This is a genomic window from Lentzea sp. HUAS12 (assembly GCF_024125735.1).
In the GTDB taxonomy this organism is placed as follows: Bacteria; Actinomycetota; Actinomycetes; order Mycobacteriales; family Pseudonocardiaceae; genus Lentzea; species Lentzea albida.
In genome coordinates, this window is the sequence record NZ_CP099738.1 from 2,098,289 (window position 1) to 2,120,122 (window position 21,834).

Consider the following 21,834-nt stretch of genomic DNA (forward strand, 5'->3'; position numbering starts at 1 on the left):
GAGGTAGAAACCGCGCCGACGGCTCCGTCCCTGAGACATGAGCATCCAGAGCATGCACCACGTCGGAATGACCGTCACCGACCTCGCGGCCGCCGTCGCGTTCTTCGAGGAGCTCGGCATGGAGCTGGAGGGCAAGGCGCACATGGAGGGCGACTTCGTCGACGGCGTCATCGGCCTCGACGGCTCCACCAGCGACATCGCGATGATGAAGACCCCGGACGACCGCTACCGCATCGAGTTCAGCCAGTTCCAGGCGCCGACGAGCGTCGACGGCGGCTCGCACGCCCCGATCCACGCCCTCGGGCTGCGGCACGTCGCGTTCGTCGTCGACGACCTCGACGACACCCTCGCCCGTCTCCGGCCGCACGGCGCCGAGGTCGTCAGGAACGTCGAGACCTACGAGAACGTGCTCAAGACCTGCTACGTCCGCGGGCCCGAGGGCATCCTCATCGAGCTGTGCGAGTACTTCAGGTGAGAGCGCGCGCGTACGCCGTGGGGGAGACGCCCACGGTCTGCGTGAAGTCCCGGACGAGGTGCGCCTGGTCGCTGTACCCGAGGTCGGCGGCCAGCCCCGCCCACTCCACCTCCGTCTCGGCGCGCTCCAAGGCCTCGTGGATGCGGTAGCGCAGGATGACCCACTTCGGGCTCACCCCGACGTAGTCCGCGAACAGCCGCTGCATCGTCCGCACCGCCACGCCGCAGTCGCGCGCGAAACCCGACACCCGCTGCACCGAGCGGTCGTCGCGGATCCGTTGCACCAGCTCCATGGCGAGCGTCGCCTGCGGGTCGGCGACCGGGCCGAGGCCGAGCAGGAACGCGTCGAGCGCGGCCACCCGTTCGTCCTCGTCCTCCACGTCGAGCACCAGCGACGACGGCACGTCGAGCCGCACGTGCCGCCCGGTCCACTCCGACACCGGCTCCGGGCGGAACGGCCGGAACCCGCCGGGCCGGAACTGCACGCCCGCCACCCGGATCCGGCCGTCCAGCACGCGGCTGAACAGGCCGAGCCCCACGCCCGCGATCTCCGGGCGGTCGAAGCCGCGCTCGAACACGACGTTCACCGACGGGTGCGGCACGACATGGGACGTGTAGGGCTCGTCCAGCTCGCCGTCGATCAGCCAGTAGTGCTCCAGGTACGGCTGCAGCGCGGTGCACGGCATGCGGCGGCGGAACCGCACGCGGGCGAACAGCTCGCGTGCGTCGACGATCCCCCTGGTATCCCGGCGTGGCCCCTGCACAACCACGGATCCTAGGTTGGCGCGTTTCTTCAAGAACGCCGGCAACACCGGAAATAGCCTCGGAACCATGAAGCTCAGCGTTCTGCTCGACCGAGCCCGCGACCACGCGCTGCCCGTCATCGCGGCCATCACCGACGACGACCTGACCAAGCCCACGCCGTGCGCCGACTACGACGTCCGCGCGCTGCTCGACCACCTGCTGCACGTCGTCGTCGAGTTCCAGAAGCTCGCCGCGAAGCAGGACGCCGACTTCAGCCACACGCCGTCCTACCCGGACTGGCGCACGCGGTACCCGGCCGAGACGGCGAAGCTCGTCGAGGCGTGGGGTGTTCCCGGCGCCACCGAGGGCATCGCCGGGAACATGCGGATGCCCGCCCAGACCGTCGGCGGCCTCGTGCTGCTCGACCTCACCGTGCACGTCTCCGACCTCGCCCAGGCCACCGGTCAGACCTTCGAGCCCGACCCGGAGGTGTTCACCGAGGTCAAGGCGCTGGTGGAGCAGATGGGCCCGATGGCCGTCGAGATGAACGTCTTCCAGGCCCCGGTCGCCGCACCGGCCGACGCCTCGCCGTTCGAGCGGCTGCTGGCCACCACCGGCCGTGCGCCGCGGTGGAGTGCTTGACTGGTGTCATGTTGACGATCGGAATGCTGGGCGGGATGAGCTGGGAGAGCAGTGCCGAGTACTACCGGCTGGCGAACGTGCTCGTACGCGAACGGCTCGGCGGTCTGCACTCCGCGAAGGTGGTCCTGCACTCCGTCGACTTCGCCGAGATCGAACGCATGCAGGTCGAGGGCCGCTGGGACGACGCCGGCAAGGCCCTCGCCGAGGCGGCCGCAGGTCTGCAGGCCGCGGGCGCCGACTTCGTGCTGATCTGCACCAACACCATGCACAAGGTGTACGACCAGGTCCAGGCCGCGGTCGACGTCCCGGTGGTCCACCTCGGCGACACCACGGCCCAGGCGATCAAGGCCGCCGGGCTCACCACCGTCGGTCTGCTCGGCACCGGCTTCACCATGGACCAGGCGTTCTACCGCGAACGCCTGGAGTCGCACGGCCTGAAGGTGCTCGTGCCGTCGGAGGAGGACCGGGCGACCGTGCACCGGATCATCTACGACGAGCTGTGCCTCGGCATCGTCCGCGACGAGTCGCGCCGCGCCTATCAAGACGTGATCGCGCGGTTCGACGGGGCGCAGGGCGTCATCCTCGGGTGCACCGAGATCGAACTGCTGATCTCGCAGGCCGACGTGCCACTGCCGGTGTTCCCGACCACCCGCCTGCACGTCGAGGCGGCCGTCGAACGGGCCATCCAGACGGTTCTGTGAACACGTGACGTGATCGCGGCTGCAACGCCGCCACCGACCGGAGTGTCTTAGTCACTGAGGGCTATTCCTTCTTCAGTGAACTAGGGGAGTTCGCGTTGAAACGATCACACATCGCCGCCGGGCTGACGGCTGTCGTGGTGGCCGCCACGGCGGCAGCCGTTCCTGCTTCGGCGGCACCGCAGGAACAGGCGGTCGCGGCAGAGGGACTGACCACCAAGGTCACGCTCGTCACCGGTGACGAGATCACCGTCAGCAACGGCAAGGTCCACGCCCGAGGCGCGAAGGGCAGGGAGAACGTAGGGTTCCGCTCGTTCAAGGACCAGAGAGGCGACCTGCACGTCGTCCCGCTCGACGCCCAGGACCGGCTCAACTCCGGCGAACTGGACGAGCGGCTCTTCGACGTCTCGCTGCTCGCCAGATCCGGCTACGACGACAAGGCGAGCAGGACCATCCCGCTGATCGTGCAGGGGCAGGCGATCAGCGCGGCGGGCGCCGAGTCGTTGCCGAGCATCGGCGCGCACGCGATCACGGTCGGCAAGGACGGCTCCTTCTGGGCCGGGGCACGGGCCGCGGGCAGCGGCAGGATCTGGCTCGACGGCAAGGTGACCGCGTCCCTGGACCGCAGTGCCGCGCAGGTCGGCGCGCCCCAGGCGTGGGAGAAGGGTTTCACCGGCAAGGACGTCACCGTCGCGATCCTCGACACCGGCGTCGACGAGACGCACCCGGACCTCGCGGGCGCGGTCGTGGAGTCGAAGAACTTCTCCGACAGCGACACCACCGACGACCGCCTCGGCCACGGCACGCACGTGGCGTCCACCGTGACCGGTGACGGCAAGTACAAGGGCATCGCGCCCGACGCCAAGCTCGTCAACGGCAAGGTGCTCGGCGACTACGGCGGCGGCCGCGAGAGCGACATCATCGCCGGCATGGAGTGGGCCGCCACCAAGGCCGAGATCATCAACATGAGCCTCGGCAGCTCGTGGCCCGACGAGGGCACCGACCCGATGTCGCTCGCGCTCAACCGCATCACCGAGCAGACCGGCGCGCTGTTCGTCGTCGCCGCGGGCAACTCCGGTGGCACCATCGGCTCGCCCGCGTCCGCCGACGCCGCCCTCACCGTCGGCGCCGTCAACCGCGACGACAGCCTCGCCGAGTTCTCCTCCCGCGGCCCGCGCTGGGTGAACAACGCCGTCAAGCCCGACATCACCGCGCCGGGCGTCGACATCGTGGCCGCCAAGGCCAAGAACGGCCAGATCGGCACGCCCGTCGACGAGGGGCACGTGTCGATGTCCGGCACGTCGATGGCCACCCCGCACGTGGCCGGGGCAGCGGCGATCCTCGCGTCGAAGAACCCGTCGTGGAAGGCCGAGGACATCAAGGCCGCGCTGATGAACAGCGCCAAGCCCAACCCGTCGCTCTCGATCTACGAGCAGGGCGCCGGGCGCCTCGACGTGAACCGCGCCGTCTCCACCGGGGTCTCCACGAACCACGGCAGCCTCTCGCTGGGCACCGCGTTGTGGCCGCACGACGACGACCAGCCCATCACGCAGAAGCTGACCTACCGCAACAACGGCACGTCCGACGTGACCCTCGACCTGAGCGTCACCGAGGTCAAGCCCGCGGGCGCCGGCCTGTTCAGCGTCTCGCCCGCGAAGCTCACCGTTCCCGCAGGGGGCAGCGCGGACGCCACCGTCACCGCCGACACGAAGGCGGCCGTGCCGGACGGCATCTACGGCGCGGTGGTCCTGTCCTCCGACGGCGTGCGCGTGCCGATCGGCGTCGTGAAGGAGGTCGAGAGCTACGACCTCAAGCTCACGTTCCTCGACAACAACGGCGCGCCGACGCAGTACTACGACTACCGGTTCGTCAGCCTCGCCCAGCCGCAGGCCTACTTCCGCTACGACCCGTCCGGCACGCTCGTGCAGCGCCTGCCCAAGGGGAAGTACTTCCTCGACGGCACGATCAGCACGCGCGACCCCGACCCGGCCAAGAGCCTGATCACGACCCTGACCGAACCCGCGCTCGACGTCACGGGCAACGCCGAGGTCGTGTTCGACGCGCGCAAGGGCAACCAGCCCGGCATCGCGATCGAGGCGAAGGACGCGAAGGCGGCCACCGCGGGCCTCGGGTTCCTGATGCAGGCGCCCTGGGGCCAGACCGGCGGGACCTGGTACCTGAACTCGTTCGACTACGTCCGCGTCGTGCCGTCGACGACCTCGTGGCCGACGTTCGAGTTCTACGCGGAGTCGGTGCTGGCGAAGCCGGACGCCAACGGCGCGTTCGACGGCAGCCCGTACCAGTACCACGTGCGCATCGGCGAGAAGACCCGTGTGCCCGCGACCGTGCAGCGCTCGGTCAAGGACCGCGAGCTCGCCCGCGTCGACTCGGTCACGCACGCCCGCGTGCCGGGCTCGGTCGGCCAGCGCGACAGCGGCGCCTCCGGCCCGTTGCCGTTGCGGCTCAAGGAGTTCTACACGCCCGGCGTCGAGTGGGCCGGCGCGCTGACCGAGTTCGTGACGCTCGGCGAGTACCCGAGCCTCGGCTCGCAGTTCTCCATCGCGCCGCGCGTGTTCAAGCTCGGCCGCACCACCACCGAGCACTGGAACAGCGCCGTCTACGGCCCCGGCGTGCCGCACCAGCCCGGCACCGTGCGCTTCGCCGGACGCGTCGGCAACGTGCTGCGCCTCGACGTGCCCCTGCACAGCGCGCAGGGCATGTACGGCTTCAGCACGAGCACCGGCCGCACCACCGTCACCGTCGACGGCAAGGTCATCTCCGACCAGCCCGAGTCCGGCTACGCCTACATCCCGGACGCGCCGGCGGAGAGGAAGCGCTACACCGTGCACACCGAGGCGACCCGCGACTCGTTCACGTCGAAGGTCACCACGGACTGGTCGTTCTACTCCGAGCACGTGCCCGGCGATCTGTACCAGTCGGTGCCGTTGCTCGCCGTGCGGTTCGCGCCGCAGCTCGACGACCGCAACCGCGCCGGACGCGTCCTCACCGTGCCGATCACGGTGGAGCGCAACGGAACGGGCCCCGTCACGAACGTCAAGGCGCCCGCCGTGCAGGTGTCCTACGACGAGGGCAGGACGTGGAAGCCGGTGTCGCTGCGCAAGACCAAGGCGGGCTGGCAGGTCACGCTGGTCCACCCGCACGGCGCCAAGAACGTGTCGTTCAAGGCACGGGCGGCGGACGCGGGCGGTGACGTCCAGCAGACGATCCTGCGCGCGTACGACCTGAAGTGATCACCGGTGAGGGGGCCGGCGCGCGCCGGCCCCCTCACCGCTACTTCTGGTACGGCGCCAGCGTCTCCGGGTCCACGTCGGGCGCGCTCATGATCGGGTGCACCTCGATCGGCTGGTTCAGCAGCGTCCCACCGGGCCCGGGACAGGCCGACGCCTTCTGCGCGATCTCCAGCAGGCGTTCCTCGCTGTCGACGTCGACCACCCAGTACCCGGCGATGACCTCCTTGGACTCCGCGAACGGACCGTCCACGACGACCGGGCCGGAGTCGCTGCCCCGCACCACGAACGCCCGCGCCGGACCGCTGAGCCCCTCGGACTGCAGCAGCTCACCGGAGGCGCGCAGCTCGGCGTCCAGGTCGCGCATGTAGGCGATCATGCGGTGCATGTCCTCGTCCGACCAGGCGGCGAGGCCCTCCCAGTCCTCCTGGCTGCCGCCGTAGCTGACCAGCATGTACTTCACTTCCACTCCCCACCGGTAGCGCGGGCCTTGATCTCCTGCACGGCCCAGCTGTTGCCGTCCGGGTCGTCGAAGAAGATGAACGACCCTCCGTCCGCCTCGTTCATCCGCACGATCTCGCCGACCTCGACGCCGCGCTCGAGCAGTTGCGCGCGGGCCTTCTCCAGGTCGGAGACGACGAGCTGCACGCCCTTCAGGCTGCCGGGCTCGCCCTTGACGATGCCCTTGCCCATCACGATCGAGCAGCCGGAGCCGGGTGGCGTGAGCTGCAGGACGCGGGCGTCCTCGCTGAACGTCGTGTCGTGGTCGACGGTGAAGCCGAGCTGCTCGGAGTAGAAGCGCTTCGACCGGTCGAGGTCCGACACCGGTACGACGATGACTTCCAGGGTCCAGTCCATGTCCGTGGTTCCTTTCAGCGGCCTTTGCGGAACCGTCGAAGTGCTCAGAGGTTTTTCGACACGGGGTCCCGGCCCACATACCCGAGCAGCCGGTCCTGCAGCGGGGCGTCCTCCGGCACCGGTACCTCGGCGCCGTAGACCTCGATGCCGGGACCGAACGCGCCGGGTGTGCGGAAGCGTTCCATCAGCTCGGGCGGCACGGCGGTCGCGGTGGCCCAGAGGCGTTCGACGTCGGTGGCGGGGATCGTCTCGTCCTGGCCGGTGGCGCGGGCGAGGTCCCAGCCGTGCAGCACCAGGTCGTCGCTCACCACCTGGTCGACGTGGTCCTGCAGCGTCATCGGGCCGCCGGGCGTGCTCACCTCGGTCGTCGCCCGGTCAGAGGTGAGCGCGTCGAGGACCTGGCGGCGGGCCTCGCGGAAGTCCGTGAGGGGGTCCTCGGTGCGGGGGATCGCCTCACCGAGCATCACGCCGTGCATGTCGATGACGTGGTCGACGACCTCCAGGGCCGTCCACTTCGCACAGGGCGACGGATCACCCCACTGCTCCGGGCGCACGTTCGCGACCTTCTGCTCGAACGCGTCCGCACGAGCCCGGTACCTGTCCGCGATGGTCATGGCCTCACTCCTCGACGGCGCCGCCGATCTTGCGCAGGTGCTCGCGGAACGTGAGTCCGCTCGCGAGGTACTCGTTGAACCGGAGCTGGGCGCGCAGGGACTCACCCTGCCGCACGCGGTCCGCCTGCGCTCGTTCGACGTCCCGGATTCCTCGCGCCTTCTCGATCAGCGCGTCGACGTCCGAGGCCGGCACGAACAGCACGCCGTCGTCGTCGCCGAACACGACGTCGTCGGAGGTGACGGTCCACTGGTCGACCTCGGCCGTCGAAAGGGCCTCCGGCGCACGGTCGCGCAGGCTCAACGGTCCCGTCGGGTTGGCGCCGAGGCTGAACACGGGCAGTCCGATCGCGCGGATGTCCTGGGTGTCGCGGTGCAGGCCCCAGACGACCACGCCGGCCAGCCCGGCCTGCTGTGCTTCGAGGACGATCAGGTCGCCCACGCACGCCTCGTCGGTGCGGCCGTCGTTGTCGACGACCAGCACGTCACCGGGCCGGCTGCGGTCGATGGCCTCCAGGAACACGTCCACGCTCCCGGCGTGCCGGGCGGGCAGGACGCGGCCACCGGTCTTCGAGCCGGGGATGACCGGCGTGAGAACGGCGGTGCGCACCGGGATGTTCGCGCGGATGCACGCGTCGGCCAGGTGCGCGGTGGTCAGGTCGAGACTGGCGAGATCCATGCGCGCATTCTTACGCCGCCACCTTGTCCTCGGCGGGAGCGGTGCGCAGAACGCCCGCGGACAACGCCGCGACCAGGCACAACCCGACGGGCAGCAGGAACGCGATGTTGAGCGGCACGAGGTGGGTCAGCCAGCCGATCACGGCCGGTCCGGCCAGCACGCCGAGGTAACCGAGCCCGGCCACGCGCGAGACGTTGGCCGCCGCGGCACCCGGTTCGAAGTGGCCCGCGGCGCTGAAGAGCTGCGGGACCGTGCCCGACAGGCCGATGCCGGCGATCGCCCAGCCCACCAGGGCCAGCCAGATGTACGGCGAGAGCGCCGCCGTCGCGATGCCCACCGCGCCGATCGCCGACCCCCAGCGCAGCACCGCCATCGGCCCGATCCTCGCGGTGACCCGGTCGGCGATCAGCCGTCCGACCGTCATCGTGGTGGCGAACGCGCCGTAGGCGAAGGCGGCGACCTCCGGTGCGGCGCCGAGGACGTCCTGCAGGTGCAGCACGCTCCAGTCGTTGGCGGCGCCCTCGCTCAGCATGACCAGCAGGGCGAGCACCGCCATGATCCAGATCCGGCGCGGGGCCTTGCGCTTGCCCGTGGTCTGCGCGGCGGCGTGCTGCTCTTCCTTCTCGTCGAGGAGGAACCGGGCGGTGACGAGGCTGACGACGACACCGAGCACCGCGGCCGCGCCGAGGGTGGTGGCGGGGGAGAGCTCCCAGCTCAGCGTGCGTGCGCCGGTCAGTGCCGCGGCGACACCGCCGAGGGACCACGTCGCGTGGAACGCCGACATCACCGGACGGCTGTAGCGCCGTTCCACCACCACGGCGTGCGCGTTCATCGTGACGTCGATCAGGCCGTTGCCGAAGCCGAAGATGAGCAGCGCCAGACCGAGCGTCCACTGGTTCACGGCCACACCGGGCAGGAACGCCGTCACGCTGCACACGACACCGGCGACCGGCACCATGAGCTTCACGCCGATGCGGTCGGTGACCTTGCCGCCGGCCCGCATGCCGACGAACGCGCCCAGCCCGAGCAGCAGCAACAACCGGCCGAGCTCGGCGTGCGAGATGCCGGTGTGGTCCTCGACGGTCGGGATGTGCACGAGCCACAGCCCGAGCAGGAACCCGTTGAGGGCGAAGTACGTGAAGGTCGCCGCCCGCGCGGCCTTGAGAGCGCTCACATGCCTAAGCTAACTAACGTCTCGCTTGTTCGAAAGGTTGAGTTTCGCACATCACTGTTGTTCAATCGCGATCGTGTCCCGACTGAAGCAGATCTCCGAGGCGGTGCGCGACGCGGGCTCCCTCGGTGTCGCGGAACTGGCGTCGCTGACCGGCGCCTCCGAGATGACCATCCGCCGTGACCTGGAGGTCCTCGCCGCCCAGGGCGTCCTCGAACGCTACCGGGGCGGCGCGCGCAGCCTGTTGCTGCGCGGCTCCGAACCGCCGTTCGCGCTGCGCTCGGACGAGAACATGGACGCCAAGCGCCGCATCGCCGCCGTCGTGGCTGGCCTGATCGCGGACGGCGAGTCGGTGGTGCTCGACAGCGGCACCACGTGCCTCGAGGTTGCCCGCCTGCTGCACGACCGGCGCGTGACCGTCATGCCGCTGTCCCTGCACTCGGTGAACGCGCTGTCGTCCTCGTCGTCGGTGACGCTGCTCGTGCCCGGCGGCCGCCCCCGCCCCGGTGAGCTGGCCCTGACCGGACCGCTGACACTCGCCTCGGTGCAGGCGCTGCGCTTCGACACCGCCGTGATCGGCTGCTGTGGCCTGTCCGCCGAGCACGGCCTGACCGCGTTCGACCTGGAGGACGCGTCGGTGAAACGCACCGCCATCGCCTCGGCCCGGCGCGTCATCGCCGCCGTCGACGCCTCGAAGCTGACCCGCACGGCCCTGGCCCACGTAGCTCCGGTGTCCACCTTGGACGCCGTGGTCACCGACGCCGCAGGCGACGACGGCCTGACCGCGGCCGGGGTGGCGGTGGTGACGGCGTGATCGTGCTGTTCGACATGTTCGGGGTGATCGCGCGCCACCAGTCCCGCGAGGTCATGGACACGATGAGCACCTCCCCGGACTTCTGGGCCGCGTACTGGGAACACCGCCCCGCCTACGACCGCGGCGACGTGACGGCCGAGGAGTACTGGGCCCGGGTGGGCCACCCGCCGCTGGTCGAGCAGGACGTGGCGAGCTGGAGCCGCGTCGACTACGAGATGGTGGCGCTGCTGCACGAGCTGCACAACGCGGACCGGCGCATCGCGTTGCTGTCCAACATCCCCGAGGACCTCGCCCGGCACTTCGAACGCACCTACGCGTGGCTCGAGCTGTTCGAGCTGCGCGCGTTCTCGTGCCGCATCGGCCACGCCAAGCCGGACCGCGCCGCGTTCGAGTGGTGCCGCGACGCGCTGGGCGACGACGACATCCTGTTCGTGGACGACCGCCTGGAGAACGTGCGGGGCGCCGAGCTGGTGGGGATGCGCGGGCACCACTTCACCGGGATCGACTCGTTGCGTCCGGCTTTGGGCGCCGTGAGGCAGTTGTAGATCCATACGATGGGCGCCATGTCGCGCACCGCTCGTCACATGTTCGAGCTCCTGGAGCCGATCTGCCTCGTCACCTACTTCGCCGACGAGATCAACGAGGAGATGGCCGCGCTCGGCCACCGCACCTACTGGGACGGTTACTTCGCGAGCCGTGCCGCACCACTGGGACGCGTGCCGGCGGAGGTCGTGCACGCGGCGTTCTACAGCTTCGCCGAGGGCGAGGCGGCCCGGCACATCCCCAGCGCGTGGGAAACGATCCCGCCGGAGGTGTCCCTCGCCGCGTGGCAACGCGCGTCCGCCGCCGCGCTCCGGCGGATCCTGGGTGACCTGGCCTCCTCGCCGGGCCTGGTGCGCGCGGCCGACCTGACCACGAAGGCCGCGGTCAGCGCGCCCACGGCGGGCCGGGTGATGTACGCGGGCATGCGGACGCTGGAGATCCCGGCCGACCCGGTCACCCGGCTGTGGCATTCCGCGACGATGCTGCGCGAACACCGCGGCGACGGGCACGTGGCGGCGCTCGTCAGCCTCGGCATCGGCGGCACGGAGGCGCACATCGTCTCCGCGATCGCGATGGGCATCCACCCACCGGAGTCCTTCGGCCGCGTCCATCACCTGCCGAAGAAACGCCTGGCCGAGGTCATGAACGGCCTGCGCGCACGCGGGCTCGTCACCGCCGACGGCCACTTCACCGACCTCGGCCGCGAGACCCGCGAACGGCTCGAAGCCCTCACCGACGAGGTGGCCGCGCCGCCGTACGAGGCGTTGCCGGCGGCTGAGCTCGACGAACTCATCGCCGAGCTCAGCCCGATCGCGGAGCGGCTGCAGGCCGCCGGGTCGCGTTAGACCAACGACGACCAGTAGAACCAGAACGCCTGCAACACACCGGCCGCGATCAGCAGGTACCACAGGATCAGCACGACGCTGTGGTACTGGAACGTCGGCCTGATGTTGCGCAGCGTCGTGTACCAGAAGATCGGGATCGTCACCGCCCACACGACCATGCAGTACGGACACAGCGCGCCGATCTCGTACAGCGACTGGACGATCAGCCAGTGCACGAACAGCACGCCGAACGTGACCCCGACCTGCAGCCCGATCCACACCCACGACGGCAGCTCCACACCGGCGAGCAGCAGCACGCCCAGCGTCGTCACCACCGCGAAGCCCGCGATGCCGATCAGCGGGTTCGGGAACCCGAACAGCTCGGCCTGCTCGGTCTTCATGATCGAGCCGCAGCTCAGCACCGGGTTGATGCTGCACGTCGGCACGTAGAACGGGTCCTTGAGCAGCGCGATCTTCTCGACCGTCAGCACGAACGAGGCGACCAGCCCGACGAACCCGCCGACGGCCAGCACCCAGGCGACGATCCGGTTCACGAGAGCTCCTCGTCGATCGCGGCCTTGAGCTTGTCGTAGGAGGGCGCGCCGGTGAACTTGGTGCCGTTGATGAAGAACGTCGGCGTGCCCGTGACCCCGGCCTTGCTGCCCTCGGTCCGTTGCGCCAGCACGCGCTCCCGCAACGCCGGGTCGTCCAGCGCCTTCTCGAACGCCGCCTGGTCGAGCCCGAGCTGCTGCGCGAACCCGACGAACACCGCGCGCTGCGACGTCTGCTGCCCGCCCCACTCCTGCTGGGCGTCGAACATCATCCGGAACATGTCGTCCCGCTTCCCCTGCGCGCCCGCCGCCTCGACGGCGACCGCGGCCAGCTCGGCGTTGCGGTGACTCGGGATCGGGAAGTGCCGCACGTCGAACGTCACGCGCTCGCCGTACTCGGTCTTGAGGCGCTCCACGCTCGGGAACGCGGCGCGGCAGGACGGGCATTCGAGATCGAGGTACTCGACGACGGTGACCTTGCCGTCCTGTGCCTGGGGTGCCGCGGTGGTGTCGTTGCGGCCGAACAGGAGGAACACACCGACCACCACCGCCACGACGGCGATGATGACCAGGGACAGACGAGCGTTCTTGGACATGGCAGAACTCCACGTGTGGTGTCGGGAAGGGGACCGAACTACGGGTTCGGTCTAGGCGCGCAGCACGCAGAGCTGCGCCAGCCGCACTTCCAGCCGACGTGAAGGGGGAGACAGAACCGCAGGCAGACGCACCTGCAGAAGCGCGAACGAGCCCGTGCGCCGCAGCACGGCGAACCCGATCAGCACGGCGAGCGCCACCACCAGGCAACAGCCCGCGACGAGGATCCCGTCGAGCACCGACGACCCGGTGTCCACATCGTCGGCCACGTAGGCCATCGAGGACGTGGCGGACGTCGGGCACTGCGCGGTCCAGGCGAACTCCGTCTCGCACGGGGTGCCCTGCATCATCGCGACACCGGCGACCAGCGCGAGCACGGCGAAGACCCGCGCGAGATACGCGCGGGTTCGCGAGCTGCGGGTGCCTGGCACGTGATCCAGGGTAGCGAGCCGCCGCCGGGCCTAGTTCCAGAACCCCAGTCTGTGCTCGGCCGCGTAGTCGACCGGCCCGATCGCCCCGGCGCCAGCGACTGCACGTACCGCCCCTCCGAGAACCGCGGCCACCCCGGTGTTCCCGCACGGGCGAAGTCCGTCCACGCCTTGATCATGTAATCGGACAGCCCGCGGTCCTTGGCGAAGCCGGAGTCCGGGAACAGGTAGTCGATGTCGGACGAGTGGTTCGCGCCGTGCAGCTCAGGCGGGACGGACGGGTCCGTGAACGCATTGGGGTCAGCGAACTCGAACGTGTAGACGGGTGCTTTCTTCGCGTAGAGCGTGTTCTGCTGGAAGGTCGAACGCGCCCACATGCGGTCCGTCAGCACGCGGGCCCACGCCTGCTTCGGCGACGCGAACGCGCTGAGCGGGTACTCGCGCTCGATCTCGGTCGCGCGGTCGGGGAACGCCTCCCGCAGCAATCGCGAGTAGTCCTCGGCGGACATCGGGTCCGGGCGGAACAGGCCGACGAAGCTGTTGTGCTCGTCGCGCGTCGCCCCGGCCAGGATCGGGACCTGAGCGAACTCGCCCGCCTCCAACGACTCGGCCGGCAGGCGCGGCAGCAGCGATCCGCCGTAGCCGACGGGCTGGAAGATGTTCATGACCTGCGGGTGGTCGAGCAGCGTCTCCACGGGCAACTGCCGGAGGCAGTCGACGTCGGCGCACCCCAGTTCGGAACTGATCTGGGCGCCGCTCGCCTGGATCTCCGACACCGGCCTCCACGCGAGCGACGGCAGCGCCTCCAGGCCGGGGAACCACGCTTCCTCGGGCACGTCCACCAGCGTGAACGAGCTGTGCATGATCGCCTTGTGGAACAATGGCTCACGCCCGATCAGGTGCGCGCTCACAGCCGTCGCGCCGAACGACACCCCGAACAACGTCACGTTGCCCGGGTCGTCGCCGAAACCGGAGATGTTCCGTTGGACCCACTCCAAGGCCGCCCGCTGGTCGAGCAGACCGAACTCACCGGAGTGCTCGAGGCCCGGTAGGCCGAAGCCGCCGAAGACGCCCATGCGGTAGTTGAACGTCACCACGACGACGTCCCCCTGCCGGGCAAGGCGTTCCGCGTCGAAGTGGTGGCCCGCGCCGATCGCGCCGTCGCCGTGCACCCACACCAGCACCGGCTTGCGGCCGTGCACGGACGGCGTCGTGACGTTGGCGAACAGGCAGTCCTCGTTCGTGCTCTTCGTCTCCGAGTAGCTCGATCCGACCTGCGGACAAGGACTTCCGGGCTGTGCCGCGTCGCGGACCCCGCTCCACGACGCGGCACGCACCGGCGGTTCCCACCGGGCCGCGCGGGCGTACGGGACGCCCTGGAACCTCAGGTGACCGTCGCGCTGTTCCCCCTTGACCTGCCCGGTGTCGGTCGTGACGACGTCCGGCGGCATGGCTTCCCCCTTCCCGCAGGCGCTGACCAGCAGCACTGCGGCGATCAACAACGTGCCCCGACGCACGGCGATCAACTCCTCGTCATCAGGTCGACGGCCGCGACCAACTCCCTCTCGCAGACGTCGAGGTCGAGTGACCCGGACCGCAGCACGACGCCGTTGCGCATGGCGAGCACGAACACCGCCATCACGTCCGGGTCGAACGCGCGGAACTCGCCGGCCTGCTGGCCCTGCCTGAGCAGGTCGGCGAGCCCCACGCGATCGGAATCGGCGATGCCCCCGTCCGTCACCGCCGCGTTGGCCCTGATCCGCAGGAACGCCACCATGTCCGCGCGGTGCTCGCGCAGGAAGGCGATGTTGGCGACCAGGAACGCCCGCAGCTCCTCCCGTGCTGCGGCCTGGCCCATCCGGGCGCGCACGAACTCTTGGAAGCGCTCCAAGACGTCCGCGAACACCACGTCGACGAGTTCCTGCTTGTTCCTGAAGTGGTACGAGATCAGCCCCGTGCTGCTCAGCCCCGCCCGCGCCGCGATCGCCTTGAACGACGTCTCCGCGTAGTCCAGCTCCGCGATCGTGGCGATCGCCGCCGCCACGATCTGCGCCCGCCGGGCCTGCTCGGTCACGGACTTTGCTCGCATGAGCAAAATTTAGCACGCGTGAGCAAAAGTTGACGGCCTCAGGGCCGGACGAGGCTCGCCACGGCCGCCTTCCCACTGGTGAACGGCCCCTCCTCGGCACGCAGCGCCTTGAGGGAGAACGACGCGGCGTCCCAGCTGAGCCAGGCCAGTCCGGAGGAGATCGCGGACGGCGGCATCTTGCTCGGCCCCATCGCCTGACCCGTCAGCCGAGGTCGGACAGGTCGAGCACGAACCGGTACCGGACGTCACCGCGGTCCAGGCGGTCGAGCGCCTCGCCCACGCGCTTCGACGGCAGCACCTCGACGTCGGCGGTGATGCCGTGTGCGGCGCAGAACTCCAGCATGGCGGCGGTGGCGGGAAGGCCGCCGCTGCCACCGGAGCTCAGCTTCTTGCGTCCGGCGAGCAGGTCCATCGTCTCCACGGTGACGCTGCCGAGGTACCCGACCTGGGTCAGCGTCCCGTCGACGGCCACCAGCGCGAGGTAGGGCGCGAGGTCGTGGGCCACGGGGATCGTGTCGACGAGGACGTCGAACGAGTCCCGTGCGGCGGCCGCGCTCTCCGGGTCGGTGGAGACGACGACCCCGCTGGCCCCCAGCCGGAACGCGTCCTTCGCCCGCTCCGCAGACCGGCTCACGACCGACACCTCGGCCCCGAGCGCCGCCGCGAACTTGACGGCCAGGTGCCCCAGCCCGCCTAGGCCCGCCACCGCGACGCGCGTACCCGGCCCCACGTTCAGCGCGCGCATCGGTTCCCACACGGTGATCCCCGCGCACATCAACGGCGCCGCGGCGGCCGGGTCCAGCCCGGACGGCAGGGGATAGGCGAACTTCTCCCGCACGACGTACTCGCGTGAGTAGCCGCCGAGAGTCGTCGTCCCGTCGTGACGGTCCTTGCCGCCGTAGGTGAGCGTCGGGAACTCACGGCAGAAGTTCTCCTGGCCCGCCTCACACATCGAGCACACGCCGCAGGAATCGACGATGTTGCCGACGGCCACGGCATCGCCCACCCGGAAGACCGTCACGTCCGGACCGACCTCGGTCACGACACCCGTGAACTCGTGGCCCGGCACGAGGGCGCCCTCGCCGTCGTGCCCGCGCAGGGAGTGCAGGTCGGTGTGGCAGACCCCGCAGAAGTCGACGCGCACCGCGATGTCGTCGCGCCGCAGGTCACGCCGGGAGAGCGGCACCTGGCGCAGCTCGGTGCCGTGGGCCTGCCAGCCGGTGGTGCTTCGCATGACGCTCCTTCAAACAGACTGTTCGGTTTATTTCACGCTAGCCCGAGTCGACGGCAAAGTAAACCGACTGGTCTGTAGGTAAGGTGTCCGTCATGCCAGACCAGCAGCTGACCGCCCGAGGCGCCGCCACCCGGCAGCGCATCATCGACGTCGCCACCCGCGAGTTCGCCGAACACGGCATCGCCGGGGCCCGCGTCGAACGGATCGTCGCCGCGGCACGCACGAACAAGGCCCAGCTCTACGCCTACTTCGGCAACAAGGACGGCCTGTTCGACGCGATCTTCTTCGCCTCGCTGGAACGCATCGTCGACGTCGTCCCCATCGACGCCGCGGACCTCGCGGACTGGGCGGTCCGCCTCTACGACGAATACCTGGAGAACCCCGAGCTCATCCGGCTCGCCACCTGGACGCGCCTGGAACGCCGCCCCACCGGCCACCTGGTGGCCGACCGCCTCGACGCGCAGAAGCTCCAGGCGATCTCGGAGGCCCAGGCGAACGGCCTCGTGCGCGACGGCGACCCGTTCGACGTGATGGCCATGGTGATCGCGATGTCGATGGCGTGGTCCCCGGTCAGCAACGTGTACGCGGCATTTGCAGGCGAGCCCGCGGAGACCCACGAACGCCGGCGCGAGTTCCTGCGCGACAGCGTGCGGCGCGCAGTCGCCCCGTGAGCTTTGGAAATCGTCCAAACGACATTCTTTCAGGTTCACCTGCGGGGAATGGGTGGAGCCAAACGGAATGGCGCCCCTACCTTGTCCCGCATGCCTTTGCGGAGATCAACGGTGCGCGGCCGCGAATTCGGCGACGCGATGCGAGCGCTGCTGCGCGCGGCCGACCTCACCAACCGGGCCGCGGCGGAGTTGCTGGGATGGCAGGAGGCGAAGGTCTCGGAGCTGGTCAACGGCAAGGAAGGCGTCAGCGACATCGACCTGGCCAAGCTGCTGGGCCTGTTGCGCACGCCTCCCGCCGAATGCGACCACCTGATGGCGTTGCACCACGACGCCCACATACGGGATTGGTTGCAGCCCACCGGTTCCGGTGCGCCGAACCGCACCTTGCGAGAACACGAAAAGATCGCGTCGGACATCACCGGCTGGTCGATGAACGTCGTCCACGGCCTTCTGCAGGTGCCCGCCTACACCTGGCACCTCGGACTGGCCAAGCCGCTTGATGAATCCGAGGCGCGCGTGCTGGTGGAGAACCGGGTCGTGCGTCAGACGGCGGTGCTCGACGGCAACCGGGCCGTCAAGATCTTCATGCACGAGCAGGCCCTCCGACTACCTGTCGGCAACGCCGACGTGATGGGGGAACAACTCCACCACCTGCTGCGGCTGTCCGTGCGGCCCTATCTCACGATTCGCCTGATCCCGACCGCGTTCGGGCCGCACGCCGGACTCGCGGGCGACTTCGACCGCCTGACGTTCAAGAAGATCCCGGAGATCGTCTACGTCGAGAGCGAAGGGGCTAACGTCTTCCTCGAAGATCAAGCTTCCGTCGACCGCTACGCGACCGTCCTGAAGTCACTCGACCGGACGGCGTTGGACGAGGTCGAAACGAGGAAGCTGATCACCAGCATCATCGGTGAGGAGGCTCGTGGTGACCAGGTGGCGGAAGAGCACCTACAGCGCTAGCGACGGCAACTGCGTCGAGGTGGGGCGTGGCGTCGGCCTGCGCGACAGCAAGTCACCCGCCATCGAACTCCCGCTCTCCGCTCACCAGTGGGCACCGCTCCTGCGCATGATCAGGTCCGGAGCCACGGACAGGTGACGCCGACCCGCCGAACGTCGGGTTTGAACGGATTTCCCACCCAAACGACCGGTTCCGGGTGCATCCTTGTCCTCGACCACCTCAGAGCCGAGGAATGATGACCATGACGAGTGCGACCGCGGCCTCCCGCCACAACTGGGAGTCCGACCTGGAGCGCTACCGGACCAGGGCGGTCCAGGTGCTCGACACGCACCTGCCCGCCACCACCGGCTGCACCGAGTGCGGCGACCCGTGGCCCTGCGCCCGTGCGTGCACGGCCGAGCTGGTCCTCGAACTCTGACACCGAGCGCTCCGGCGCCTACGAGTTCACGCGTTCGAGGAACGCGCTGATCCCGGCGTTCATCCGCTCGACCTGCTCGTCGAGCGTGATCGCCTCCTTGAACCGCGAGCCGGGGCCCGCGCTCTTCTTGCCGCGCAGGTAGAGCGAGCACGCCAGGTCGGCGCACACGTAGACGCCGACCGTGTTGCCCAGTTGCCCGGACTTCCCGGCCTTGCGCGCGCTCATCAACGACACGCCGTCACCGGAGTGCGTCGTCAGGCACCACGAGCACATCGTCTTGCGCGCCCGCCCGGCCTGGGCCGCCCTGCGCAGCGCGATGCCGACGAGCCTGCCGTCCAGCTCGGTCACCAGGTACGAGCGGTCGGGTGCGGCGGGGTCGGTCCAGCCCAGGAAGTCCAGGTCGTCCCAGCGCCGTTCGCCCAGGTCCTTGGGCACGTGCATGCGCTTCGCCTCGCCCTTGGTGGAGTTGACGAAGGACGCGCGGATGTCCTGTTCGGTCAGTGGCTTCATGCCTTCGACGCTAGGCTTGCCTATAGGTCTTAGGCAAATCATTAAGGTGTCTAGGAAGGGTGACGGATGGCACGTGCGGGGCCCGCGGCCGACCGCCTCACGCGGGCGGCGGCGGACCTGGCGGACGGGTTCGGTTTCGAGAGCGGCGACGCAGATGGCGCTCGACCCGGACACCGCCGCGGACAGCGCGGCCGGCAGGCACGCCGAGATGACCCGCGCCGTCCTGCGCGGCTACGCGGGGGCGAGGCGTCGTGGCTCAGGACGTTGGACGCGCCGGACTCGCTGCTGCGGTCGTGGCCCGCCTGAAGAAGTTGACGAGGTTGCCGTCGGGGTCGCGGACCAGCAGCGACCGGTTGCCCCACGGCATCGTCGTGGGTTCCTGGACGACCTCGACGTCCGTCAGCTTCTCGTGCACGCCCTCCACGTCGTCGACCTCGAACTCGATGATGACGCTGCGGTTCGCCGCCGGTTCGGCCGACCCGGCGGCGAAGAGGGCGACGGTGCGGGTGCTGCCGATCGCGAGGGTCACCGCGGGGCCCTTCAGCTCGGCGAAGTCGTCGTTGGCCCAGGTCGCCGCCGTCCCGGTGGCACGTTCGTAGAAGCCTGCGAGGCGAGCGACGTCGGCGGTGATGATGCGGATCGATGCGAAGTTCATGCCAGGCACGCTAGGAGCAATACCGGACAGAACCCGCCCGGTATTTGCAGCAGAATCAGGAACATGACCCGGCCCATCGCCCGCGTGCTCTCCCTGTTGGAGCTCCTCCAATCCGGAGGTGTCCGCACGGTGGCCGAACTCGCCCAACGGCTCGAGGTCGACGAACGCACCGTCCGCCGCTACGTCGACCACCTGCTCGACCTCGACGTCCCGGTCGAGTCGGTGCGTGGACGCTACGGCGGCTACCGCCTCGCACCCGGCTACCGGATGCCGCCGCTGATGCTGAACGACGACGAGGCCCTCGCCGTGCTCGTCGGGCTGACCCCCATGACGGGCACGGCGAGCGAAACCGCGGCCGCGAAGATCCGCCGGGTGCTGCCGGCACGACTGGCCGGCAGGCTCGACGCCCTGCTCGGTTCGCTCGCGTTCACGTCACCGGCTTCGACGGGCGTACCGGACGCCGCGGTGCTCCTCGCACTGGCCGACGCGGTGACGCACCACAGGCCGGTGTCGATCAGGTATGCCTCCCGCGAACGCACCCTGCACCCGTTCGGCCTGGTCACGCACTCGGGCCGCTGGTACGTGGTGGGCGAGGACCAGTCGGTCGGCGAGCAGCGCACGTTCCGGCTGGACCGGATCGCCTCGGCCAGAACCGTGCCGGGCACGTTCGACCCGCCGGAGCGGTTCGACGCGGCCGAGCGGCTGCTGACCGGCCTCGCCACCGCCCCGCGCCGACACGAGGTGACGGTGCGGATCGAGGGGACCGTCGAGCAGATCCGCACCCGTCTGCCCGCGAGCGTGGCGCTGGTGGAACCTCTCCCGGAGGGCTGGTACCGCGTCGAGCTCAAGGTGGAACGGCTCGACTGGCTGCCGGGTGTGCTCGCGTCGCTGGACCTGCCGTTCGTGGTGGAGCGACCGGACGAGCTCCGCGACCTCGTGGCGGCACTGGCGGATCGGCTCCTGCGGTCTGCTCGGCGGCACTGAGATCCCGCGAAGGCTGCTTGGATGAGCTCCATGCGAGCCCTGCTGCTCTCCCTGCTCCTGACCGCCGCGGTCGCCACGCCCGCCCACGCCACCAGCGGCTTCGTGGTGCTGAGCGACGTCGACCCCACCATCCGGCACGACATCCGCTACTACACCGCGCACAACTTCGTCGGCACCCGCGTCGACGGCTACCGCGCGCCCCTGTGCATCCTGACCAGGCAGGCCGCGAAGGCGTTGCGGACCGTGCAGCGCCAGGTGCTCCGGCAGGGGTACACGCTCAAGGTCTACGACTGCTACCGCCCGCAGCGCGCCGTCGACCACTTCGTGCGCTGGGCGCGCGACCTCGGCGACCAGCGGATGAAGCCCGAGTTCTACCCGCGCGTCGACAAGACCCGGTTGTTCGAGGACGGCTACATCGCCGAGAAGTCCGGCCACAGCCGCGGGTCGACGCTCGACCTGACGATCGTGAAGCTGCCGCCCCGGTACCAGCGGCCGTACGTGCCGGGGGAGCGGCTGGTGGACTGCGCCGCGCCGGACCGGTTCCCCGACAACACCGTCGACATGGCGACCGGCTACGACTGCTTCGACACGCTCTCGCACACCGACGACCCGCGCGTGACCGGGCAGGCGAAGGCGCACCGGCAACTGCTCAAGACGGCGATGGCGCAGGCCGGGTTCCGCAACCTGCCCGAGGAGTGGTGGCACTTCACGCTGAACGACGAGCCGTTCCCCGACACCTACTTCGACTTCCCCGTCACGCGCTGAGCCGGGTCGCTAGTCCTTGCGCATGCCGCGCCACAGCAGGTCCACCAGGTCCGCGGTCTGCTCCCGCCAGGACTCGGCGGGGCTGAGGTAGAACAGTCCTCCCAGCGCGCGCAGGACCGTCTGCGGGTCCAGGTCGCTGCGCACGGTTCCGGCGGCGACGTTCGCTGCGACCAGGACCGACACCGCCTCGACCAGGGCTTCGTACGCGTTCGCCGGCAGCTTCGCGGGGGATTTCGTCGCGACCGTCATGGCGTCGGCCAGGCCGCGCTTGGTCATCATGTAGTGCGCCAGGTACTCGCTCGTCCAGCGCCGGAACGCGTCCTGCGGCGGGTGCTCGGCGAGCAGGCGGGGCACCACGTCGACCAGGTGCCTGAACTCGCGCTCGTAGACCGCCAGGATGAGCGCCTCCGGGGTCGGGAAGTGGCGGTAGACCGTGCCGACCCCGACTTCGGCCTTCTTCGCGATCGTGTTGAACGACAGCTCCGCGGAGCTCAGGAGCGACTCCGTCGCGACCGCGAGGATCCGCTCGTGGTTGCGCCTGGTGTCCGCCCTGCGAGGGCTGACCGATCCCGTCATCCCTCCCTCCCCTCGTCGCGTGTTGAGACAGCACGTCGGTGCACAGCGGATTCTCATCCGCTACCTTCGAAAAAGGAAGCGGATGACTATCCGTT

General features: G+C 69.8%; 29 protein-coding genes. 13 read left to right on the forward strand and 16 right to left on the reverse strand.

Annotation, left to right across the window (positions count from 1 at the left end):
• Positions 1–52: 52 nt before the first annotated feature.
• A complete protein-coding gene (locus tag ND450_RS08950) occupies positions 53–475 on the forward strand; it encodes a VOC family protein (RefSeq protein ID WP_253325671.1) in 423 nt (140 codons plus the stop codon).
• Here the strand turns inward: ND450_RS08950 and ND450_RS08955 are convergent.
• Positions 468–1,244 carry a helix-turn-helix domain-containing protein gene (locus tag ND450_RS08955; RefSeq protein ID WP_253325672.1) on the reverse strand — a complete coding sequence of 259 codons (777 nt, stop codon included), beginning with the start codon at positions 1,242–1,244 and terminating at the stop codon, positions 468–470. The genes ND450_RS08950 and ND450_RS08955 overlap by 8 nt on opposite strands.
• A gap of 61 nt (positions 1,245–1,305) precedes the next feature.
• On the opposite strand from ND450_RS08955, the gene ND450_RS08960 reads away from it, so the two are divergent.
• The 3 genes from ND450_RS08960 to ND450_RS08970 all read left to right on the forward strand — a co-directional run bounded on the left by ND450_RS08960 (position 1,306) and on the right by ND450_RS08970 (position 5,809).
• Positions 1,306–1,860 carry a TIGR03086 family metal-binding protein gene (locus ND450_RS08960; RefSeq protein ID WP_253325673.1) on the forward strand — a complete coding sequence of 185 codons (555 nt, stop codon included), beginning with the start codon at positions 1,306–1,308 and terminating at the stop codon, positions 1,858–1,860.
• An 8-nt stretch (positions 1,861–1,868) separates the two neighbouring features.
• The gene (locus ND450_RS08965; RefSeq protein WP_089920826.1) at positions 1,869–2,561 is read left to right on the forward strand and encodes an aspartate/glutamate racemase family protein; all 693 of its coding nucleotides are present in this window, start codon (positions 1,869–1,871) and stop codon (positions 2,559–2,561) included.
• Positions 2,562–2,656: 95 nt separating this feature from the next.
• Positions 2,657–5,809: a S8 family serine peptidase gene (locus tag ND450_RS08970; RefSeq protein WP_253325674.1), complete on the forward strand. Its 3,153-nt coding sequence runs from the start codon at positions 2,657–2,659 to the stop codon at positions 5,807–5,809.
• Positions 5,810–5,849: 40 nt separating this feature from the next.
• On the opposite strand, the gene ND450_RS08975 is transcribed toward ND450_RS08970, so the two are convergent.
• The 5 genes from ND450_RS08975 to ND450_RS08995 are packed head-to-tail and all read right to left on the reverse strand — an operon-like array spanning position 5,850 to position 9,128.
• Positions 5,850–6,260 (reverse strand): YciI family protein, encoded by a 411-nt coding sequence (locus tag ND450_RS08975; RefSeq protein ID WP_253327887.1) that lies wholly within the window; start codon positions 6,258–6,260, stop codon positions 5,850–5,852.
• A gap of 5 nt (positions 6,261–6,265) precedes the next feature.
• Complete coding sequence (locus tag ND450_RS08980; protein ID WP_253325675.1) at positions 6,266–6,664, reverse strand: VOC family protein; 399 nt, start codon at positions 6,662–6,664, stop codon at positions 6,266–6,268.
• 44 nt (positions 6,665–6,708) lie between these two features.
• A complete protein-coding gene (locus tag ND450_RS08985; protein ID WP_253325676.1) occupies positions 6,709–7,278 on the reverse strand; it encodes a TIGR03086 family metal-binding protein in 570 nt (189 codons plus the stop codon).
• A 4-nt stretch (positions 7,279–7,282) separates the two neighbouring features.
• Entirely contained in the window at positions 7,283–7,954 is a 672-nt protein-coding gene (locus tag ND450_RS08990) for an RraA family protein (protein ID WP_253325677.1), read from the reverse strand.
• A 10-nt stretch (positions 7,955–7,964) separates the two neighbouring features.
• Entirely contained in the window at positions 7,965–9,128 is a 1,164-nt protein-coding gene (locus ND450_RS08995) for an MFS transporter (RefSeq protein WP_253325678.1), read from the reverse strand.
• Between the two features lie 73 nt (positions 9,129–9,201).
• Between ND450_RS08995 and ND450_RS09000 the strand changes: the two genes are divergently transcribed.
• Genes ND450_RS09000 through ND450_RS09010 form a run of 3 tightly spaced genes read left to right on the forward strand, consistent with a single transcriptional unit; the run spans position 9,202 to position 11,327 of the window.
• A complete protein-coding gene (locus ND450_RS09000; RefSeq protein WP_253325679.1) occupies positions 9,202–9,939 on the forward strand; it encodes a DeoR/GlpR family DNA-binding transcription regulator in 738 nt (245 codons plus the stop codon).
• Complete coding sequence (locus tag ND450_RS09005; RefSeq protein ID WP_253325680.1) at positions 9,936–10,484, forward strand: HAD-IA family hydrolase; 549 nt, start codon at positions 9,936–9,938, stop codon at positions 10,482–10,484. Before ND450_RS09000 ends, ND450_RS09005 begins: the two co-directional genes overlap by 4 nt.
• An 18-nt stretch (positions 10,485–10,502) precedes the next feature.
• A complete protein-coding gene (locus ND450_RS09010) occupies positions 10,503–11,327 on the forward strand; it encodes a MarR family transcriptional regulator (protein WP_253325681.1) in 825 nt (274 codons plus the stop codon).
• On the opposite strand, the gene ND450_RS09015 is transcribed toward ND450_RS09010, so the two are convergent.
• The 7 genes from ND450_RS09015 to ND450_RS09045 are packed head-to-tail and all read right to left on the reverse strand — an operon-like array spanning position 11,324 to position 16,202.
• Positions 11,324–11,860, reverse strand: a complete 537-nt coding sequence (locus ND450_RS09015; RefSeq protein WP_253325682.1) for a vitamin K epoxide reductase family protein — start codon at positions 11,858–11,860, stop codon at positions 11,324–11,326. The two genes, ND450_RS09010 and ND450_RS09015, sit on opposite strands and share 4 nt — an antisense overlap.
• Complete coding sequence (locus ND450_RS09020) at positions 11,857–12,453, reverse strand: thioredoxin domain-containing protein (RefSeq protein ID WP_253325683.1); 597 nt, start codon at positions 12,451–12,453, stop codon at positions 11,857–11,859. Before ND450_RS09020 ends, ND450_RS09015 begins: the two co-directional genes overlap by 4 nt.
• 51 nt (positions 12,454–12,504) lie before the next feature.
• Complete coding sequence (locus tag ND450_RS09025; protein WP_253325684.1) at positions 12,505–12,828, reverse strand: hypothetical protein; 324 nt, start codon at positions 12,826–12,828, stop codon at positions 12,505–12,507.
• On the reverse strand, positions 12,798–14,396 hold the full coding sequence (locus tag ND450_RS09030; protein WP_253325685.1) for a carboxylesterase/lipase family protein: 1,599 nt from the start codon (positions 14,394–14,396) through the stop codon (positions 12,798–12,800). The genes ND450_RS09025 and ND450_RS09030 overlap by 31 nt, the downstream gene beginning before the upstream one ends.
• A gap of 5 nt (positions 14,397–14,401) precedes the next feature.
• Positions 14,402–14,968: a TetR/AcrR family transcriptional regulator gene (locus tag ND450_RS09035; protein ID WP_253325686.1), complete on the reverse strand. Its 567-nt coding sequence runs from the start codon at positions 14,966–14,968 to the stop codon at positions 14,402–14,404.
• Positions 14,969–15,006: 38 nt separating this feature from the next.
• A complete protein-coding gene (locus ND450_RS09040; RefSeq protein ID WP_253325687.1) occupies positions 15,007–15,159 on the reverse strand; it encodes a hypothetical protein in 153 nt (50 codons plus the stop codon).
• 11 nt (positions 15,160–15,170) lie between these two features.
• Entirely contained in the window at positions 15,171–16,202 is a 1,032-nt protein-coding gene (locus ND450_RS09045) for an NAD(P)-dependent alcohol dehydrogenase (protein ID WP_253325688.1), read from the reverse strand.
• 92 nt (positions 16,203–16,294) lie between these two features.
• On the opposite strand from ND450_RS09045, the gene ND450_RS09050 reads away from it, so the two are divergent.
• The 4 genes from ND450_RS09050 (at position 16,295) to ND450_RS09065 (ending at position 18,249) form a co-directional block, all read left to right on the forward strand.
• A complete protein-coding gene (locus ND450_RS09050) occupies positions 16,295–16,873 on the forward strand; it encodes a TetR/AcrR family transcriptional regulator (protein ID WP_253325689.1) in 579 nt (192 codons plus the stop codon).
• 3 nt (positions 16,874–16,876) lie between these two features.
• Complete coding sequence (locus ND450_RS09055) at positions 16,877–17,833, forward strand: helix-turn-helix transcriptional regulator (RefSeq protein WP_253325690.1); 957 nt, start codon at positions 16,877–16,879, stop codon at positions 17,831–17,833.
• Positions 17,799–17,969, forward strand: coding sequence for a DUF397 domain-containing protein (locus ND450_RS09060; RefSeq protein ID WP_253325691.1), 171 nt, complete (start codon positions 17,799–17,801; stop codon positions 17,967–17,969). Before ND450_RS09055 ends, ND450_RS09060 begins: the two co-directional genes overlap by 35 nt.
• A 103-nt stretch (positions 17,970–18,072) precedes the next feature.
• Entirely contained in the window at positions 18,073–18,249 is a 177-nt protein-coding gene (locus ND450_RS09065; RefSeq protein WP_177229930.1) for a hypothetical protein, read from the forward strand.
• 18 nt (positions 18,250–18,267) lie between these two features.
• Here the strand turns inward: ND450_RS09065 and ND450_RS09070 are convergent, their stop codons facing one another.
• Both ND450_RS09070 and ND450_RS09075 read right to left on the reverse strand, forming a co-directional pair.
• Complete coding sequence (locus ND450_RS09070; RefSeq protein ID WP_253325692.1) at positions 18,268–18,759, reverse strand: FBP domain-containing protein; 492 nt, start codon at positions 18,757–18,759, stop codon at positions 18,268–18,270.
• Positions 18,760–19,015: 256 nt separating this feature from the next.
• The gene (locus tag ND450_RS09075; RefSeq protein WP_253325693.1) at positions 19,016–19,414 is read right to left on the reverse strand and encodes a VOC family protein; all 399 of its coding nucleotides are present in this window, start codon (positions 19,412–19,414) and stop codon (positions 19,016–19,018) included.
• 63 nt (positions 19,415–19,477) lie between these two features.
• Between ND450_RS09075 and ND450_RS09080 the strand changes: the two genes are divergently transcribed.
• A complete protein-coding gene (locus tag ND450_RS09080; protein ID WP_253325694.1) occupies positions 19,478–20,398 on the forward strand; it encodes a YafY family protein in 921 nt (306 codons plus the stop codon).
• A gap of 21 nt (positions 20,399–20,419) precedes the next feature.
• Complete coding sequence (locus ND450_RS09085; RefSeq protein WP_253325695.1) at positions 20,420–21,163, forward strand: M15 family metallopeptidase; 744 nt, start codon at positions 20,420–20,422, stop codon at positions 21,161–21,163.
• 9 nt (positions 21,164–21,172) lie between these two features.
• Here ND450_RS09085 and ND450_RS09090 read toward each other — a convergent pair whose 3' ends face one another.
• On the reverse strand, positions 21,173–21,739 hold the full coding sequence (locus ND450_RS09090) for a TetR/AcrR family transcriptional regulator (protein ID WP_253325696.1): 567 nt from the start codon (positions 21,737–21,739) through the stop codon (positions 21,173–21,175).
• Between the last annotated feature and the right edge of the window lie 95 nt (positions 21,740–21,834).